This window comes from Aminobacter sp. P9b, assembly GCF_045345995.1.
GTDB classification, from domain to species: domain Bacteria; phylum Pseudomonadota; class Alphaproteobacteria; order Rhizobiales; family Rhizobiaceae; genus Aminobacter; species Aminobacter niigataensis.
The window spans coordinates 151,549-167,833 of record NZ_CP150082.1; the positions used below are offsets into that span (position 1 = coordinate 151,549).

Annotated in this window: 14 protein-coding genes; 2 read left to right on the top strand and 12 right to left on the bottom strand. The window is 61.1% G+C overall.

Annotation, left to right across the window (positions count from 1 at the left end):
• Positions 1-54: 54 nt before the first annotated feature.
• The 9 genes from WHT83_RS00770 to WHT83_RS00810 form a co-directional block, all read right to left on the bottom strand.
• Positions 55-747, bottom strand: a complete 693-nt coding sequence (locus WHT83_RS00770) for an ABC transporter ATP-binding protein (protein WP_108606772.1) — start codon at positions 745-747, stop codon at positions 55-57.
• Positions 740-1,468: an ABC transporter ATP-binding protein gene (locus tag WHT83_RS00775; RefSeq protein WP_108606771.1), complete on the bottom strand. Its 729-nt coding sequence runs from the start codon at positions 1,466-1,468 to the stop codon at positions 740-742. Before WHT83_RS00775 ends, WHT83_RS00770 begins: the two co-directional genes overlap by 8 nt.
• Positions 1,465-2,496 (bottom strand): branched-chain amino acid ABC transporter permease, encoded by a 1,032-nt coding sequence (locus WHT83_RS00780; protein WP_183262496.1) that lies wholly within the window; start codon positions 2,494-2,496, stop codon positions 1,465-1,467. Before WHT83_RS00780 ends, WHT83_RS00775 begins: the two co-directional genes overlap by 4 nt.
• Positions 2,493-3,359, bottom strand: a complete 867-nt coding sequence (locus WHT83_RS00785) for a branched-chain amino acid ABC transporter permease (protein ID WP_108606769.1) — start codon at positions 3,357-3,359, stop codon at positions 2,493-2,495. The genes WHT83_RS00780 and WHT83_RS00785 overlap by 4 nt, the downstream gene beginning before the upstream one ends.
• A gap of 77 nt (positions 3,360-3,436) precedes the next feature.
• Positions 3,437-4,684 (bottom strand): ABC transporter substrate-binding protein, encoded by a 1,248-nt coding sequence (locus tag WHT83_RS00790; protein WP_406872691.1) that lies wholly within the window; start codon positions 4,682-4,684, stop codon positions 3,437-3,439.
• An 82-nt stretch (positions 4,685-4,766) separates the two neighbouring features.
• Positions 4,767-5,804 carry an alpha/beta fold hydrolase gene (locus WHT83_RS00795; protein ID WP_108606767.1) on the bottom strand — a complete coding sequence of 346 codons (1,038 nt, stop codon included), beginning with the start codon at positions 5,802-5,804 and terminating at the stop codon, positions 4,767-4,769.
• A gap of 312 nt (positions 5,805-6,116) precedes the next feature.
• Positions 6,117-6,686 carry an ANTAR domain-containing response regulator gene (locus WHT83_RS00800; protein ID WP_159091599.1) on the bottom strand — a complete coding sequence of 190 codons (570 nt, stop codon included), beginning with the start codon at positions 6,684-6,686 and terminating at the stop codon, positions 6,117-6,119.
• 142 nt (positions 6,687-6,828) lie between these two features.
• Positions 6,829-7,938, bottom strand: a complete 1,110-nt coding sequence (locus WHT83_RS00805) for a transporter substrate-binding domain-containing protein (protein WP_406872692.1) — start codon at positions 7,936-7,938, stop codon at positions 6,829-6,831.
• Between the two features lie 302 nt (positions 7,939-8,240).
• Positions 8,241-9,161 (bottom strand): LysR family transcriptional regulator, encoded by a 921-nt coding sequence (locus WHT83_RS00810; protein WP_406872693.1) that lies wholly within the window; start codon positions 9,159-9,161, stop codon positions 8,241-8,243.
• Between the two features lie 105 nt (positions 9,162-9,266).
• On the opposite strand from WHT83_RS00810, the gene WHT83_RS00815 reads away from it, so the two are divergent.
• Entirely contained in the window at positions 9,267-10,571 is a 1,305-nt protein-coding gene (locus WHT83_RS00815; protein ID WP_406872694.1) for a D-serine ammonia-lyase, read from the top strand.
• Between the two features lie 65 nt (positions 10,572-10,636).
• Entirely contained in the window at positions 10,637-12,208 is a 1,572-nt protein-coding gene (locus tag WHT83_RS00820; RefSeq protein WP_406872695.1) for an ABC transporter substrate-binding protein, read from the top strand.
• Between the two features lie 89 nt (positions 12,209-12,297).
• Here the strand turns inward: WHT83_RS00820 and WHT83_RS00825 are convergent, their stop codons facing one another.
• The 3 genes from WHT83_RS00825 to WHT83_RS00835 are packed head-to-tail and all read right to left on the bottom strand — an operon-like array spanning position 12,298 to position 16,283.
• Entirely contained in the window at positions 12,298-13,758 is a 1,461-nt protein-coding gene (locus tag WHT83_RS00825) for an amidohydrolase family protein (RefSeq protein WP_406872696.1), read from the bottom strand.
• Positions 13,759-13,809: 51 nt separating this feature from the next.
• A complete protein-coding gene (locus WHT83_RS00830) occupies positions 13,810-15,333 on the bottom strand; it encodes an amidohydrolase family protein (RefSeq protein WP_406872697.1) in 1,524 nt (507 codons plus the stop codon).
• The gene (locus WHT83_RS00835; protein ID WP_406872698.1) at positions 15,330-16,283 is read right to left on the bottom strand and encodes an ABC transporter permease; all 954 of its coding nucleotides are present in this window, start codon (positions 16,281-16,283) and stop codon (positions 15,330-15,332) included. Before WHT83_RS00835 ends, WHT83_RS00830 begins: the two co-directional genes overlap by 4 nt.
• Between the last annotated feature and the right edge of the window lie 2 nt (positions 16,284-16,285).

The following is a 16,285-nucleotide window of genomic DNA, read 5'->3' on the forward strand; positions in this document are numbered from 1 at the left end:
AGCAGTTGGCCGCACGTTCTGGATCCCGTGGCAAATTCGCAGCCGGGTCCCGGGTCAGATCCCCAGATGGGCGTCGACGATTTCCCTGTCGTAGAGCTGGTCTGGCGAAATCTCGGCAACGAACGCGCCCTTCTGGATGATCAGCACACGATCGGCCAACTGGCGGATGAAGCGGATGTCCTGTTCGACCAGGATGATGCCCAGGCCCAGCGTAACTTTCAGTTCGCCGAGCTTTTCAGCGATGAGATCGACGATCGACGGCTGTATGCCTTCAGTCGGCTCGTCGAGCAGCACCAGCTTCGGACGCCCGGCAAGGCAGCGAGCCAGCGCCAGTATCTGTTGCTGTCCACCTGACAGCCCGCGGCCGGGCCGCTCGAGCAGATCCTTCAGCACCGGGAAATGCCCGAGCATCTCGGGTATGGCGCTTGCGCCATCGCGCATGATCTCCCCCATCTTCAGGTTCTCCATGACCGAAAGCAGCGGGAAGATGTCGCGGCCCTGCGGCACGTAGCCGATGCCGGCGCGAGCCCGCTCGGACGAGCTGGCAGACGTGACGTCGCGGCCGTCGAACTCGATGCGCCCTTGCGTCGTCTTGATCTGGCCGACGAGCGTGCGCAACAGCGTGGTCTTGCCCATGCCGTTGTGGCCCAGGATGCCGACGACCTCGCCCGGCTTCATCGTGAAATTGATGCCGTGCAGGATCGGGATCCGACCGTAGCCGGAGTGCAGGTTCTTGACCTCAATCATCTTCGGATTTCCCCAGATAGACTTCGCGGACCAGTTCGTTGCCCTGAACCTTGTCCATCGTGTCCTCGATGAGAACGCGCCCCTGGTGGAACACGGTCACCGTTTGCGCGATCTGCTTGATGAACTGCATGTCGTGCTCGACGACGACGATGGCCGCCGACTTGTTGACCTCGCGGATGAGTTCAGCTGTCTTGTTGGTCTCGTCCGCCGTCATTCCGGCCGCCGGTTCGTCCAGCAGGATCAGCTTGGGCTCGAGCGCCACCACCATGGCGAGCTCGACCCATTGGCGCTGGCCGTGGGCCAGTTCGCCGACCAGCCTGCCTGTCAGGGCGGTCAGGCCCAGCCGCTCCATGACGTCCTTGCCCTTGGCCGCGGCGCGCGCCTTGCCATGGCGAGAACGGGCGGCAACGGAGATGTTTTCGGCAACCGTCAGGTTGTTGAAGACGTCGGGCACCTGGTTCTTGATGCCGATGCCCAACCGGCTGACCTGATGCGGCTGGGCTCGGGTGATGTCGACGCCATCGAACAATATCTGGCCGGTCGTCGGCTTGAGCTGTGCCGTCAGCATCTTGAAGAAGGTGCTTTTGCCGGCCCCATTGGGACCGATCAGGCAGCGCAGCTCACGCTGCTTCAGGCTGAAGTCGACGCTGGCGATGGCAACGACGCCGCCAAAGCGTTTTTCGAGGCCTCGGGTCTCGAGGATGCAATCGGGCGAAGTCATGGCACTCTCCTCTGCTCGACCAGCGGAGCGACGTAGGGGCGGAATTTCAACCGCCGAAGAGCGTCACTGACTGTCGGCACGACACCCTTCGGCACCAGCAGGACAAAGCCGATCAGGATCGTACCGAGCACCAGGTTGGCATTGAGCAGTTGCTGGGCGCCGAGCTTCGTGGCGATCCACTGGATGGCGAAGCAGCCGACGATGGGGCCGAGCAGCGTACCGGTGCCGCCGACGATCACCCAGATGATGACCTGCGCCGACTGCGCCAGCCCGAAGACATCGGGGCTGATGAACATGCCCCAGTTGGCGAACAGGCAACCGGCCAGGCCAGCGATGGCGCCGCCAATCGCGAAGGTCGCCAGCTTGTAGAAACGTGCGTCATAGCCGAGCAGTTCGGCGCGGCGTTCGTTTTCGCGGATGGCAACGACGACCTGTCCGAAGCGGCTCTTCAGCATCAGCCGCAAGCCGACATAGACCGCCAGCAGTGTGAGGCCGGACAGATAGAACAGGCCGTCAAAGGAGAGCGCGACGTCGGGCCTGCCCGGAAGGTTCAGGGGCGGAACAGCCGGGATGCCGTTGTAGCCACCCAAGGGGGCGGCGCCGATGACATACTGGGAACCGGAAGTCGCGCCCATGACCTTGTAGAGGATCAATGTCACCGTCAGCGTGATGACGCCGAAATAGACATCGGTGATGCGCGCGTAGAACAGGAAGTAGCCGAGCAATGCCGCAAACAGCCCGGGAACGACGATCGAGAGCAGCAGCGGAATCGTGCTGTCGCCGAAATTGATGACGGCGATGGCGTAGGCATAAGCGCCGATGCCGAAGAACGCCGACTGGCCGAAGCACAAGATACCGCCATAGCCCCAGATCAGCCCGAGGCTGAGCGCCAGGATGGCCATGATCACATAGGACGTCAGCTCGATCATCATGACCGGGTCGACGATCTGCGGCAGTGCCAGCAACAGCACCAGCCCCAACACCGTGGCGGCAACCAGTCCGCCGTTTCCTTGCCAATTCGCGGTCATGCCGCCCTCCTGAAGAAACGTCCGGTGATGCCTTGCGGCATGAACCGCAGCAGCACGACGGCAGCGGCAAGAAGGGCCACCTCGCCGATAACCGGGGTCGAAAGATATGTGATGATCTGGTCGATCGCTCCGAACAGCACCGAGGCCGAAACCGTGCCCGCAAGGATAGCCGGGCCACCACCGATGACGGTGATGAATGCCTTGGCGACATAGGCCGCGCCGATCGTCGGTACGATGCCCGTGATCGGCGCCATGACGCCGCCGGCAAGGCCGGCCAGGCCGGCGCCGACACCGAATGTGACGGCATAGACGCGCGATGGATTGACGCCCAGGGCTGCGGCCATGTCGGCATTCTGCATCGTGCTGCGGGCGATCAGCCCATAGCGCGTGAAGCGGAAGACAGCCCAGATCGCGGCGAACACGGCGATTGCGATGACGATGATGATCAGCGAGTAGGCGGCGATGCGGTAGTCGCCGATCTGCAGCGACCCTGCCGGTGCCGAAATACCCTCGGTGGTATTGCCGAAAACGGTCGTCGCCAGGCCGACCAGGAAAAGGCTCAGCCCCCAGGTCGCAAGCATGGTGTCGCGCGGCCGGCCATAGAGGAAGCGGATGATCGTCCGCTCGATGACCACACCGAACAACCCCACCACAAGGGGACTGACCAGAAGCGTTGCGACCCAGATGTTGACGCCCGCCTTGGTCGCGACGATCGCGGCATAGCCGCCGAGCATGAGGAATTCGCCATGCGCGAGGTTGATCACCCGCATCATGCCGAAAATGATGGCAAGTCCGACGCTGATCAGCGCCAGGCTTGCAACGGCTTTGAGAGCCTCAAAGGAAAGTACTACGAGCAGGTCCATAACCGGCACAGCCTCCTGGATCGCTGCGTGGTCGTTCGCTCCAGTGCGACCGAACGACCCGCAACCTTTCGGATCATTCAGACCTTGATGACGTACATCGAGTTGTCGTCGGGGTTCTTCTTGAGATCGCAGACGCCTGACGTGTCGAGCGGCTGCTGCTGCGGAAAGCTCTCCAGGATGTTGATCTTGCGGTCCTGGATCTGGCCGATGTTGATGTCCATGACGCAGTGATGCGTCTGCGGATCGATCGAGAACTTGCCGCTGGGCAGGTCGAGGCTGATGCCAGACTCGAGTGCCTCGATCACCGGCATGCGTTCGGCGGTGCCCGCCCGCTTGACCCCTTCCGCCCACAGGTAGACGGACTGGTAGGTGGCCATCGCCAATTCGGTCACATACGGGTAGTCGGCACCGAAGCGTTTATGGAAGCGCTCCAGGAAGGCCTTGTTGGCCGGCGTGTCGAGCGTCTCGAAATAATTGAAGCACAACAGGATGCCGTTGGTTTCCTCGGGCGAAAGCACCATCTGCTCGCCACCGATGGTCATCGTCGTCGACGCCATCGGGATCTGCTTGTTCATGCCGGCAGCGGCCCACTGGCGGTAGAACGATTGATGCGCGCCGCCGACCAGGACGAGGTAGAGGAAGTCCGGCTTGGCTTCCTGGATCTTCTGGATCGTCGATCCGAAGTTAGTGACGTCGAGCGGGAAGAAATCCTCGCCGACGATCTGGCCACCGTTTTCAGTGCAATATTTCCGCGTCCACGCCGCGGTGATCTGGCCGTAATTGTAGTCGGCGGCCAGCGTGTAGATCTTCTTGCCCCATTTATTCATCGCATAGGGCACATGCTTGGATTGTTTCTGCGCTGGTGTGATGCCGGTGCAGAAGATGTTGCGGTCGCAGACGCCGCCTTCGTATTGGGTGTTGTAGAAGTAAAGCGTATTGAGCCGCCGGAGTACCGGCCGCATCACCTCGCGGGAGGCGGACGTAATGCCTCCAAACACGGCAGACACCTTGTCCTTCAAGGCTGCCTGCTGAGCATACTGCGGATAGAGCCGCATGTCGGTCTGGGTGTCGTAGGTGACCAGGCTGATTTGCTTGCCCAGGAGCCCGCCTGCCTGGTTGATCTCTTCGACGGCGAAGGTGATGGCATCCTGCATCGGCTTTCCGGCCGCATCGAGACCTCCGGAAAGATCGAGCAGGCTGGCGATCTTGATCGTATCCTCTTGCGCGAAAGCGCGGCCCCCGGCGCCGATCAGGCCGAGGCTTGCTGCGGCGGTAGCCGTCGTCTTCAGAAATGACCGGCGATTGACGCTTGAATTTATTATCATTTGCGTTCCCCTTTGCTTTGAGGCCTATCCGCGCGGATAGGCCCGGTCCAAGTTCATGTTCGGAAAAGAAAGGCGTTGCGGCTCAGCTCGCCAGTAGCTCCCGCCAAGCCTCGTCGAGGAACTTCACATCCGCCTTCCTGAGGCCGGATCCGCCGGCGAAGTGTCCATGGCTCGAGCGGAAGGGGCGAAGTTCCGCATTCGGCATGTGTTCGACCTCGAACGCGCTGTCCTCCGGCGGAAAGTAGAGGTCGCAGTCGCCAGGCATGACGATCGCCTTGGCCTTGATGGCGCCGAGCGCCTTGCGGAAGTCGCCGTTGTAGAGCTCGTTGTCGCTGATGTCGCCGGACTGCCAGGTGCGGATCATCGCGACCATGTTGTTGGCGTCGCGCAGGTTGAACCACTGCTCCCAATAGCCGACGATGAAATCCTCGACGGAAGCGTAGCCGAGCTCGAGATATTCCTCCTTGCGGAAGAATTCCTGCGAGAAGCCCCAGCCCGCGTAGACACGCCCCATGGCGCGCAGGCCTTTGAAGGGCTGCTCGTCATACCAGCCGTCCTTGAAGGCATCGTCGGCCGTCAGCGCAGCTTTCACGCCCTCAAGCATCACATGGTTATGCTTTGCCGTCTTCGCCGAGCCGGCAGTCGGGCAGATCGTCTCGACCATATCGGGATAGAGCGCCGCCCAATGGAACGTCTGCGCCGCGGCCATCGACCAGCCAGTGACCATCTTGATCTTGGTAATGCCGAACTTCTCGGTCAGCAGGCGATGCTGCGCCTTGATGTTGTCGTAGTAGGTGACATGCGGGAAGCGCGCCTTGTTGTAGGGCGCCGGCGTGTTGCTCGGCGAGGACGACAGACCATTGCCGAAGACGTTGGGGATGACGATGAAATACTTGCTCGGGTCGAGCGCGCCGCCTTCCCGGATGACCCACTGGTTGTCGTAGTGAGTGGAGGCCATGTAGGTCAGCAGGACGATGACATTGCTCTTGTCGGCGTTCAGCCTGCCAAACGTCTTGTATGCCAGCTTGGCGTCAGGAAGGGTCATCCCTTTCTGGAGTTTAAGGTCTCCAAGCTCGAAGACTTCATAGTCAACTTCCTTGTCTAGCTTCCACTGCGCCATAGCTACCTCCTGCATTTGGCAATAGTCCAGGGTTCGGCCGCCCTTCTCAGGCCGGCCGTGGTGATAGTTCTGCTCAGGCAATAAGTATTCGTCCCGACCCATCAGGGTCAGTTGCTGTCTACCTCAGAACTCTTGGCGTGTTTTCTCCAGTGCGATCCGCAGTTGGTAGAAAAACGCAAAAACCCCGCGCACTCAGAAACCTGAGTTTGCGCGAGGTCAATCTTGATCCTCTATGGAGCGCAGCGCTTTTGCTGCGAAAGTCGGCTCGCTTGGAGCCATCGAAGACCCAAAGGCCTCACGAACATTTAGATGTTATTCCATCAATCCGTAGGCGTCAACCAGGGCCGCAGAAATTGCCGCAACCGACATCTGCTTGGTCATGGCTTGCCGTCGCAGATAGTCGTACGCCTCGTTGGCGCGCAGCTTCTTCTGCGTCATCAAGATGAGCTTGGCCTGCTCGATCTGGCGTGAGGCATGCAGCGTCTCCTCGAGCTTCGCCACCTTGTTCAGCAGCCGCCGCTCGTAGCTGAATATGTTGCGCGCCAGAGCAAGGTTGGACAGTATGGCCGCCGGCTGGCACGGCTTGACCAGCACCGCCTGGGCGTTGGAAAGCCTGAGCACATCGACCGGTACACCCTTGTCCCCGTCCACGACCGCCACGACGGGCACCGGCGGCGCTCCGGAAAGCCACGGCGCCGTGGCAAGCACTTCGGCATCGATTGCCACCAGTGCGAAGTCGAAGCCGATCGGCGGCAGCGTTGGCGCTGGCCAGGTCATCTCCACGCGGCATCCGACCCGCCTCACCTCACGCAGGACGGCATCGCCCTGGCCGTCGCGCGGATGCACAAGAAGCACCGTCGACTGGCGCAATTCCGCCTGCACGCCTCCCGATCCGCGTGTAGCCCTTGGTTGCGCACCGCTTGCACGCTGCGAACCGTCGGCACCTGCGCCAGGGGAACTCCGAGTGGGCGGGCCGCTCATGACCGATCCTCGTTTGCGCAGCTCTCAGGCAAGTCGGTCACCTTCATGTCACCAGAAATGGGTCGGGCCGCAGTGCGACCATCGATTCCCGCAGGATATCGAAACGGCCGCGATCGTCAGCCTTGCCGATCCGCGTCCAGAGTTCGGCGTGGCTGTTCTTGTAGTCGATGCCGATCCGCCCCTGAGGGGCTGCGATCTCCCGGCCGAGCACCGCCGGGCGCAAGGTGTCGGTATCCATGCTGTTGGTCTCGGCGACGGCCTGGGCGAAGAGGTGAACCTGGAAGTATGCCGCCTCGGCGCACATGTTGGTCGATTCATCCTCGCCAAAACGCTGCTTGAAGAGACGAACGAAACGGTCGTTCTCGTCATTCTCCACGCTCTCGAAATAGGTCGCAGCGGTGATGTGCCCGGCCCCGACGTCTGTTCCCATGAGCCGCAACTCCGCCTCGCAGGTGTTCAAGCTGCCGATGGGCATGTTGTCGGGGGTGAAACCGGCGTCGGTGTAGGCCTGGTAGAAGTGAGAGATCGCCTGGCCGACGACCGTCGAAAAGATGACGTCGGGTTTGTTGTTGCGAAGGTCGCGGATGATCGGGCGAATATCGTTCGGGCTGGCACCGAAACTCAAATATTCCTCGCCGACGATGGTGCCGCCTTGGCCGCACACCAGATCGCGCACGATCCGGTTGGTTCGCCGGGGATAACAATAGTCGGTGCCCAGCAGGTAGAATCGGTTGCCGTGGGTCGTGAGCAGGTAGTTGATCAGTTCGATCGTGTTCTGGTTGGGCGACGACCCGGTGTAGATGATGTTGGGCGAGAACTCGAAGCCCTCGTAGCGCGTCGGGTACCACAGCAATGCGTTGACCCGCTCCACCAGTGGCAGCACCGCCTTGCGGCTTGTCGAAGTGTAGCAACCGAAGATCGTCGTGACGCGATCCTCGATCAAAAGCTTCCGCGCATAATGGGAATAGAGTTCGGTGCTGGATGTCGGATCGTAGATGATCGGCACGATCTCGCGACCATTGATGCCGCCCGCCGCGTTGATTTCGGCGATGCCCAGCATCGTGCCCTTGAGCTGGGTCTCCTCGATCGCGCCGGTGTCTCCGGATTGCGAGAAGAGGACGCCGACGCGCCAAGGCTCACCCGTCGAGCCCATGCTCAACCGCCGCCTCTGGCAAGATGACATGCCAACATCTTATCCTCCGCCGTCCATGCGCCTCGTCGGCCGGGTTCCAGCCATGGCCGACGCAGCTTATGCGCTGCTACCCGCCACCCCTACGAGGAATTAGTTTTTCCTAACATATAAGTCGATTGGGACCAACGAAAAATGGGGGTCGTCCCTTCGAGGTCAGTTCGACCAGCTGGAAGGCGCATGCGCCAAGGGGCCGGACCTGCATGCCTCCGCGAGGCTGCTTCGCTATTCTGTCGAGGCGGCGCGGCGGTCTGCCGCCGCCGCCATCAGCCTGTTTGGAGCGGTGACGGCCACGCATCGCACACGTAGCTCACAAAACTGGTGAGAGCCGCGCTCGGCGCCGCATCCATCAATGAAAGAAAATAGTACCGCGCCGCGACTATCGGCCGGGCCGATGTTGCCGGAACGAGACTGCCGTTCAAAATTTGCTGGTTGACCAGAGGAGTTCGACCGATTGCCACGCCTGCCCCCTGGGCCGCAGCCTGAAGAGCCAGCTTCGACAAGTTGAAGTATACGTCCTTGTGCCGTCGATCCGCGAACTCACTCGTCACCGCGTCGATTGCATCCCACTCCGCCGTGCGACTGGCTTTCGGCCATGCATGCGCGTCGTGCAGGCGCGTGAAGGAACATGCTTTGTCGCGAGCCAGCTTGGTTCGCAATTCCGATGTGCATACCGGGAAGATCAACGAGTCCAGGACCGCAAGTATCATGAGCCCCTGAGGCGGCGAGCTGTCGTAGCGAATCGCAAGGTCGATGCTTTCGCGGCGTAGCTTGGCGATCTCCGGCAGGTCATCCTCCGCCACCAACTCGATCTCGATCGCCGGCTCCGTTGTCTGGAATTGCAGGATGAGACCGCCCAGCCAATCCAGCGCCAGCGAGCCGGAGCAGCTGATCCGTAGGCGGCGCGGCTGAAACGGGCCTCCAAGCTTGAGCAACGCTTCAGCAATCTGGTCCATGGCGGGCCTGACTGCTTCGGCCAGCGATGCCCCCATGGAAGTAAGCGCGAGCCCCCTCGAACCCCGGAAAAAAAGCGGCTCGCCCAACCGCTTTTCCAAACGCGCAATTCTTTGGCTGACCGCGCCTTGGGTGACACGCATTCGCTCGGCAGCGCCGGTAAAGCTCCCGCACGCCGTCACTTCGGAAAACACAAAGAGATCTGCGGCCATCGTTGGGTCGAGCGTGCGCATCATCGTTCCTAATGCCGGCATTAGCAATACTGGCTTGTAACTTCTCAGTATCGAATTAACAATTCCCGTTAATCACGATTATATAGTTTGCAAGATGATGGGAATATGGAAAATAAACCAGAGACAATTCCGCAAGAAGTGCTGAATCGCGAACCATATATATGGATGAATCCAGGATTAGATTCATCATATGTTGTTATTCCGAGCCTTGACATAAACATAACGGACATTCGAGCAGCTCAAGCGCGATGGATACGGTTCCAGCCACTAATTGCCAGACTGTTCCCCCAGACAGTGGCGACAAATGGGCGTATTGACTCTGACTTGATCGAAATATCGGACATACCCTCATTGTTTCCAAATGCGGCTGTAGAGAGTCGCATTTTTGTAAAGACTGATCATGACTTGCCAATAACTGGCACTATTAAGGCAAGAGGCGGCATCTATGAGGTGTTAACTATTGCGGAAAAATTGGCCCTCAGCACTGGGCTTATTTCTTCGCCCGAGGACACTCTGGCCCTGGATAGCCCGAAGGCTGCCGAAAAATTCAGCAGATTCAAGATAATCGTCGGATCAACTGGAAACCTTGGGTTCAGTGTCGGCGCAATCGCACGGTCGCTTGGCTTCAAGGCCGAAGTGCACATGTCGAAGGACGCCAAGAGTTGGAAAAAAGACCGGCTGCGGCGCATCGGCGTTTCAATAGTCGAACATCCGGGTAGCTACACGTCAGCGGTGGCCGCGGCACGGGCGTCCGCGGAGTTGGATCAATCATCCTTCTTTATCGATGACGAGAATTCCCGTGCCCTGTTTCTCGGTTATTCGACAGCGGCGTTCGATCTGGTCAGGCAACTCAAGTCGGCAGACGTCGCGATCAACGCGGATACACCAGCCAATGTCTATCTTCCCTGTGGTGTGGGCGGCGCGCCGGGTGGCATCACATTTGGGTTGAAAGCGTTACTTGGCGACGCCGTTCGCTGTTACTTTATCGAGCCGGTCAACGCGCCTTGCATGTTGGTTCAACTGGCCTCTGGCTCCGATATCGCCATAGCGCTGGAAGACTTAGGCCTGAATGGCGAAACCATTGCAGACGGTTTGGCGGTAACGTCTGCTTCCATGCTGGTGGCGCGCCTCATGGATCGATTGGTCGATGGCTGCCTGACATGCACGGATGCAGACATGGTGGCTTGGGTACAGCGCCTGTGGGAACAGGAAGGCTTGAGGCTTGAGCCCTCGGCGGCAGCCCCGTTTTGCGGCCTATCGCAATTGCTCGCCGCAGGGTCAGGATCAAATGCTGTCCATGTCCTGTGGACGACAGGCGGCTCTCATCTTCCCGACGAAGAATTCTTGCCGCTGATCAATCGGGAACCGCGGAGCGTCACCGGTGACGAAGCCGTGCTGGCGACGACCTAGATCACAACCGCTGCGAGCAGCCTTTGCCAAAAGGCAGATCCATTCATCATATGGGAGGTACAACTATGCATGCATTCTTTTTGGCCGCGTTATCGCAAAGCCGGCGACAGCTCCTTGCGATCGTCGGCGCCGGCGCAGTCGCCGGGATGATTGGTCTCGGCGGTTCGACGGCCTTGGCCGCGGATCGTGACCACACGATCATCGTCGGGCGAAGCGGTCAGATCAACACGCTGGATCCCCTGCGGGCCGATTACAACCAGACCAACGCTGTCATCAGCGCAGTCTACGACACGCTGGTGACTTATGATGAGACCACGCTCATCGGCAGCCTGGCGACCGAATACGCCTATTCGGACGACGCCAGGTCGATCACCTTTACGCTCCGCTCCGATGTGAAATTCCATGACGGGACGGCGCTGACGGCCAAGGACGTTGCCTACACGCTTGACCGCCTGAAGCGTCTCGGCGCCGGCGTCGGCTCGCTCGTGAGCGACTACAAGTCGACCACCGTCACCGATGACACCCACTTCACCATCAACTTGTCCAATCCAAACCTGCTTTTCCTGCCGTCGCTGAGCAAGATCTACATCCTCAACTCCGCATTGGTCGACGCCAATGCTGGTGACAACGATGGCCAAGGTTGGCTCCAGGTTCATGACGCAGGCAGCGGCCCCTATGTGGTTGGCGATCAGTCGCAGGCAGTGGTCATCGACCTCTTCAAGGACTACTGGGCTCACGAAGAGGGGCGTCCGCAGTCGATCGTGTTCCGTCGCATCGATGAAAGCTCGACGCTTCGCGATGAACTGCGGGCAGGCAACATCGACGTTGCCTTTAACTTTGCGGCCCGCGACGCCGCCACGATCGCCGCGGACCAGGCGCTCAAGGTTGTCCCGATCAACACCAGCTACCAGGCCGAAGTGGTATTCAACACCCGGGTCGGCCCGACCGCTGATCCCAAGGTCCGCAAGGCGCTACGTATGGTCTACGACTATTCCGGGGGCCTGCGCGGCATCCGCGATGGCTTTGGTGCGCTGGCCAATGGACCTTTGCCGGCCCGTCTCGACTGCCGTCCCGAATTGCCGGAAGTGAAGCGCGACCTCGACGCCGCCAGGGCGTTGCTTGCCGAGGCGGGTGCGAGCAACCTGAGGCTCAAGATGAACTTCCAACCCGTGTTCGACATGATGAAACAGGAAGCGACGCTGTTCCAGTCCAACCTGCGTGAGATCGGCGTCGAACTCGAGCTCGAGCCCATTGCCTTTCCGAACTATCTCGCCAGCCTGAAGGACCCGAACTCGATTCCGCAGATGATGTTGATCGAGGACTCCGCCCAGGTGCCGGATGCCGGCGTCATGTTGGTGAAGAGCTACAAGTCGGATGCCATCGGCACCAACCGTACCGGCTATGCAAATCCGGAAGTCGACAAACTGCTGGACCAGGCTGTTGCGACCGCAGACGACGCCAAGCGCTGCGACCTTTACAAGCAAGTCCAGACCATCCTCCACGATGACGCGGTGATGATCGACATGTATGGGGTCTACTTGCCGGCCGCCTACCGAGTTGATGCACTCGCTGAGCTGAAGCCCAGCATGCTCACGATGGGTATCGAGCCGGCGGACTTCCGTCTCGCTAAACCGTAAGCGAGGCCGGACAGGTTCGCGGTCTGTCCAAGCAGCCTCGGGACGAGGCTGCTTGGACATCGCGAAAAATGCGCGCCGGCAACCACCTGTCACGCCAACGGAAACGATGGCTTGAAGATCTCGTCGACTGAAGGATGGCGCCAGGTCCGGGCCGGATACTTGGCGATCAGTCCATCGAACTGGGCTTGCGCCCGATGGCGATAGGCGTCGAGGTCGATGCCCGGCAGTTGGCGATCCTTCATGACCACCCGGCCGTTGACGATCGACATCTTGAAGTCGCGGCCGGTGCCGCTCAGCATCATCGTCTGGATCGGGTCGATGACCTGGCCGAGTTCGAAGGCCGAGAGGTCGAACAGCGTCATGTCGGCCTTGGCGCCGACGGCGAGGCGCCCAAGATCCGGGCGGCCGAGCGCATCGGCGGCGACGATCGTGGCAGCATTGTAGAAATCGGCCGAACTGCAGGCCGACACATCGCCCTCCGCAACGCGGCACAGGCTGATGCCGAGCCGCATGTTCTCGACCATGTCGGGCGGGAAGGTGTCGGTGCCGAGGCCGATGGGGATGCCCGCCTTCTTGAGCCGGGCAAAAGATTCCATCATCCCACCGTAGCGTGACAGCACCAGCGGACAGTGGATCAGCGCGGCACCGGAAGCGGCAAGAATGTCGACGTCGTTGCCGGTGCGCTTGATGGCAGTGTGACCGGTGACGTAGACGCCATGCGGCAGCAAGGAGCGCTTCGACAGGAAGCCCAGCGACGAGAGCCATTCGACCGGGGTCTTGTCGTAGCGCCCGACGATGCTGTCGAACTCGTCGAGGCCCTGGCAGCAATGCAGCCGGATCGGGCAGTCGAGCTCCTCGGCCACCGCGGCTGAGCGCCGAATGAGTTCGGAGGTGCAGTTTTCAATCCGGTCCGGCGCCAGCATGCCTCGGACCAGGCCATCATGGGCGCCGTCGAACTTGCGGACATAGTCGCGGGCAGACGCCAGGCCCTTGAGCCCGCGCTCCTCGTCCCAATGGACGCCGAAGCTGCCATCGTCGCGGATCAGGGAGACCCCGGTCATGTAGCATGGCCCCAGATAGGCCCTGATGCCGACTTCGGCGGCGCTGTCGGCCGAGCGGGCGAACTCGTCGTAGGTCTCGGCCCATTCACGATAGAACATCGAGGTGATCGGAAGTGCTGTGGTGATGCCGTTGCGGATCAGTTGGACGAAGGCGTACTTCATCTTGAAGGTCTGCTCGTCGGTGGAATACATCTCCACCGGACCCGATGCGACATAGTCCTCCGGCCAGACCCTGCCCTTGGCCCAGTCCGGCTGGTTGTCGAAGGCGAGCACCGTCGTGTCGAGATCGGCCAATGCGTTGAGGTCGATGAAGCCGGGCCCCAGGATGGCGTTGCCGCCGTCGATCTCCTGATCCACCGGCCCTTCATAGCCGCGTCCGACGAAGATGATGGTGTCGCCACGATAGACGACTTCCGCGTCCTTCATCGTCCGGTGGCCTTGACCGTCAAAACCGATGACGTAGCGCGCTTTCACTCGTGTCGTGGTCATGCTGGAAACTATCCGGTTGTCGCAATTGATTATGGTGGCGAACGGCGCTGTCTACGGGACCATCGGGCCGGCCCATCTGTTCAGGCCGACCGGCGTGTCGAGCGCCTTGAGATACATCTGCCGATAATACGGCTCGAGCTCGTCGGCGGCCGACTTGCAGCGTGCCATGTATTCGGAGAATTCGCCGGCTAGCGAACGCGCCTCGGCCTTGATCGCCTCCTCGTCGACGGTCAGCAGCTTGCGGTTCTCCATGACGATCTCGCCGCCAACCATGGCGGTGACGACCGAGGAGCCATTCTCGCAGTAGACGAGCTGCCGCCTCAGGTCGTTCAGCGGCGTGAACGCCAGCGAATTGAGATCGAGCAGGATGATATCGGCCTGGAAGCCGGATGCGAGACGCCCTGACGGTTGCGGCAGCCGCATGGCCTTTGCGCCACCCGAGGTCAGTGCGGTCAGAATCTCGACCGGCCGGGGCCAGTCGTCATATCGGGGATCGCCGATATTGTGCACGAGGCCCGCCACCTTGGCGACAGTCCAAAGGTTGATGCCGTCATCGGTGGAAGCCTCGTCATTGCCGATGCAGACATTGATGCCCGCCTTCTGCAACCGTCGGAACGGCATGACGCCGCTGCCGATCTTGAGGTTCGACACAGGATTGTGCGCGACCGAGCATCCGGACCCGGCAAGCAGCGCGATATCGTCATCGTCGACCCAGATCGAATGGATGACCATCGCCTGTTCGTTGAGCACACCCATGTCGTGAACGTAGCGGATCAGCGACTTGCCATAATTCTCCTGGCCAAGCACCCGCTGCAGGCGGGTTTCGAGAATGTGCATGTTGTAGGGAATGTCGCGTTCGCGTGCGATCCGGCCAAGCGCCTGCAGATAGGCCGGCGTCACGCGCTGCGGCGCCGAGCATGACACCGCACAGCGCAACCGGCCGGCCTCGGTGCCATGCCAGGTGGCCATGAAGCGGTCGTAGCAGCCAAGCAGCTCGGCATCCGTCATCAGCCGCACCTCGCTCATGCGCTTGAGCAGATGCGGGGGAAGGAAGTCCTTCAGGAAGGGATATTTCTGGTGCTCGGGCACATTGGGCTGGTCGAGCGTGACTGTGGCGCGAATGCCTGAGTCGGCATAGGCGCGCATGACGGCGTCGACCTCGTCATCGGTGACAACCGGCACGAAGAAACAGTCGTCGTGGACGGAGGTGACGCCCTGCTTCAGCATTTCGATGCAGCCGAGCATGGTCCGTACATAGGCGAAGCGCGGCGAGGCCAACTGATCCATCAGCGGCGGCACCTCGTAGAGCATGAACAGCTCGAGCGGCGAGTTGCCGAGCGCACCTTTCATGAAATTGCCAGGCGAGTGGAAGTGACCGTTGACGAGGCCGGGCATGGCAAGAAGCCCCTTGCCGTCGATGATACGGGCGCCCTCGCCCGCCTCTTTCGCAGCAGCCGGTCCCAGGGTTTCTATCTTGTCGCCCGATATGACGATGTCGGCCTCGGCATACTCGGTATCGCGCTCGTCGAGCGTGAGGATGCGCGCATTTCGGATGACCGTCTGCATGCGCGTCATGCCTTCCCATCATCTTGGATCGCTGGCGCAGCGCGATGCTTGACGAGCTGCAGCCTGGTCTTGGGGTCGAGTGAATCCCGCAGCGAGTCCCCGAGCAGGTTGAACGCCATGACCAGGACGGTGATCGCAAGGCCTGGGAGTGCTGCGATATGCGGCGCGACGAAGACATAGCTCCTGCCTTCGCTGGTCATGATGCCCCATTCCGCGATCGGCGGCTGGACCCCGAGGCCCAGGAAACTCAACCCGGCCGCGGTGATGACGACCGCGCCGACGATGGTGCAGCTGTAGACCACCGAAGCGGCGACCACGTTGGGCAACATCTCGACGAACAGGATCTTGAGGTCCGATGTCGCCATCGCCTTGGCCGCCTCGATATAGGCGAGCTCGCGCTCCTGGCTCGCGGCGGCATAGACCACGCGCGTGTTGTAGGGGATCAAGGTGACGACCAGCGCGATCATCATGTTGCCAAGGCCGGGCCCCATCAGGGCTGCAAGCATGATCGCCAGCAGCGCCATCGGGAAAGCGAAAAAGACGTCCATCACCCGCATCACCACTTCGCCGAGGCGCGGATACCATGCGCCGATCAGCCCGAGCGGGATCGAGATGGCTGCGCCCAGGATCACCGGAACGACGCCCGACAGCAGGGTCAGGCGGGCGCCATAGATCAGGCGGGAGAGAATGTCCCTGCCTTGGTGATCGAGCCCGAGCAGGTGACCCGGCGTCCCCAGCCCCTGCAGGCGCAGGGCGGGATCGGCCTCGTTGGGCGGGAACGGAGCGAGATAAGGCGCAAAGATCGCGCAAAGTACCAGCAGCAGGATGATGACCGCCGCAATGCGGGCCACCGGATCGCCGAGCACGCCGCGCCAGACGAAATAGAGGTTGGAGCGGCGCGCCGGGCTGAAGCGCTGGCTGGGAACAGGACTGGTCGTTGCCATGGAGGTCACGCTCATGG

Bases quoted from the DNA above. Each gene is read 5' to 3' on its own strand.
- WHT83_RS00795 (WP_108606767.1), bottom strand. From the start codon at position 5,804: ATGGCGCAGTGGAAGCTAGACAAGGAAGTTGACTATGAAGTCTTCGAG.
- WHT83_RS00825 (WP_406872696.1), bottom strand. From the start codon at position 13,758: ATGACCACGACACGAGTGAAAGCGCGCTACGTCATCGGTTTTGACGGT.
- WHT83_RS00815 (WP_406872694.1), top strand. From the start codon at position 9,267: ATGGAAAATAAACCAGAGACAATTCCGCAAGAAGTGCTGAATCGCGAA.
- WHT83_RS00780 (WP_183262496.1), bottom strand. From the start codon at position 2,496: ATGACCGCGAATTGGCAAGGAAACGGCGGACTGGTTGCCGCCACGGTG.
- WHT83_RS00770 (WP_108606772.1), bottom strand. From the start codon at position 747: ATGATTGAGGTCAAGAACCTGCACTCCGGCTACGGTCGGATCCCGATC.
- WHT83_RS00785 (WP_108606769.1), bottom strand. From the start codon at position 3,359: ATGGACCTGCTCGTAGTACTTTCCTTTGAGGCTCTCAAAGCCGTTGCA.
- WHT83_RS00820 (WP_406872695.1), top strand. From the start codon at position 10,637: ATGCATGCATTCTTTTTGGCCGCGTTATCGCAAAGCCGGCGACAGCTC.
- WHT83_RS00835 (WP_406872698.1), bottom strand. From the start codon at position 16,283: ATGAGCGTGACCTCCATGGCAACGACCAGTCCTGTTCCCAGCCAGCGC.
- WHT83_RS00790 (WP_406872691.1), bottom strand. From the start codon at position 4,684: ATGATAATAAATTCAAGCGTCAATCGCCGGTCATTTCTGAAGACGACG.
- WHT83_RS00830 (WP_406872697.1), bottom strand. From the start codon at position 15,333: ATGACGCGCATGCAGACGGTCATCCGAAATGCGCGCATCCTCACGCTC.
- WHT83_RS00810 (WP_406872693.1), bottom strand. From the start codon at position 9,161: ATGCGCACGCTCGACCCAACGATGGCCGCAGATCTCTTTGTGTTTTCC.
- WHT83_RS00805 (WP_406872692.1), bottom strand. From the start codon at position 7,938: ATGGGCTCGACGGGTGAGCCTTGGCGCGTCGGCGTCCTCTTCTCGCAA.
- WHT83_RS00775 (WP_108606771.1), bottom strand. From the start codon at position 1,468: ATGACTTCGCCCGATTGCATCCTCGAGACCCGAGGCCTCGAAAAACGC.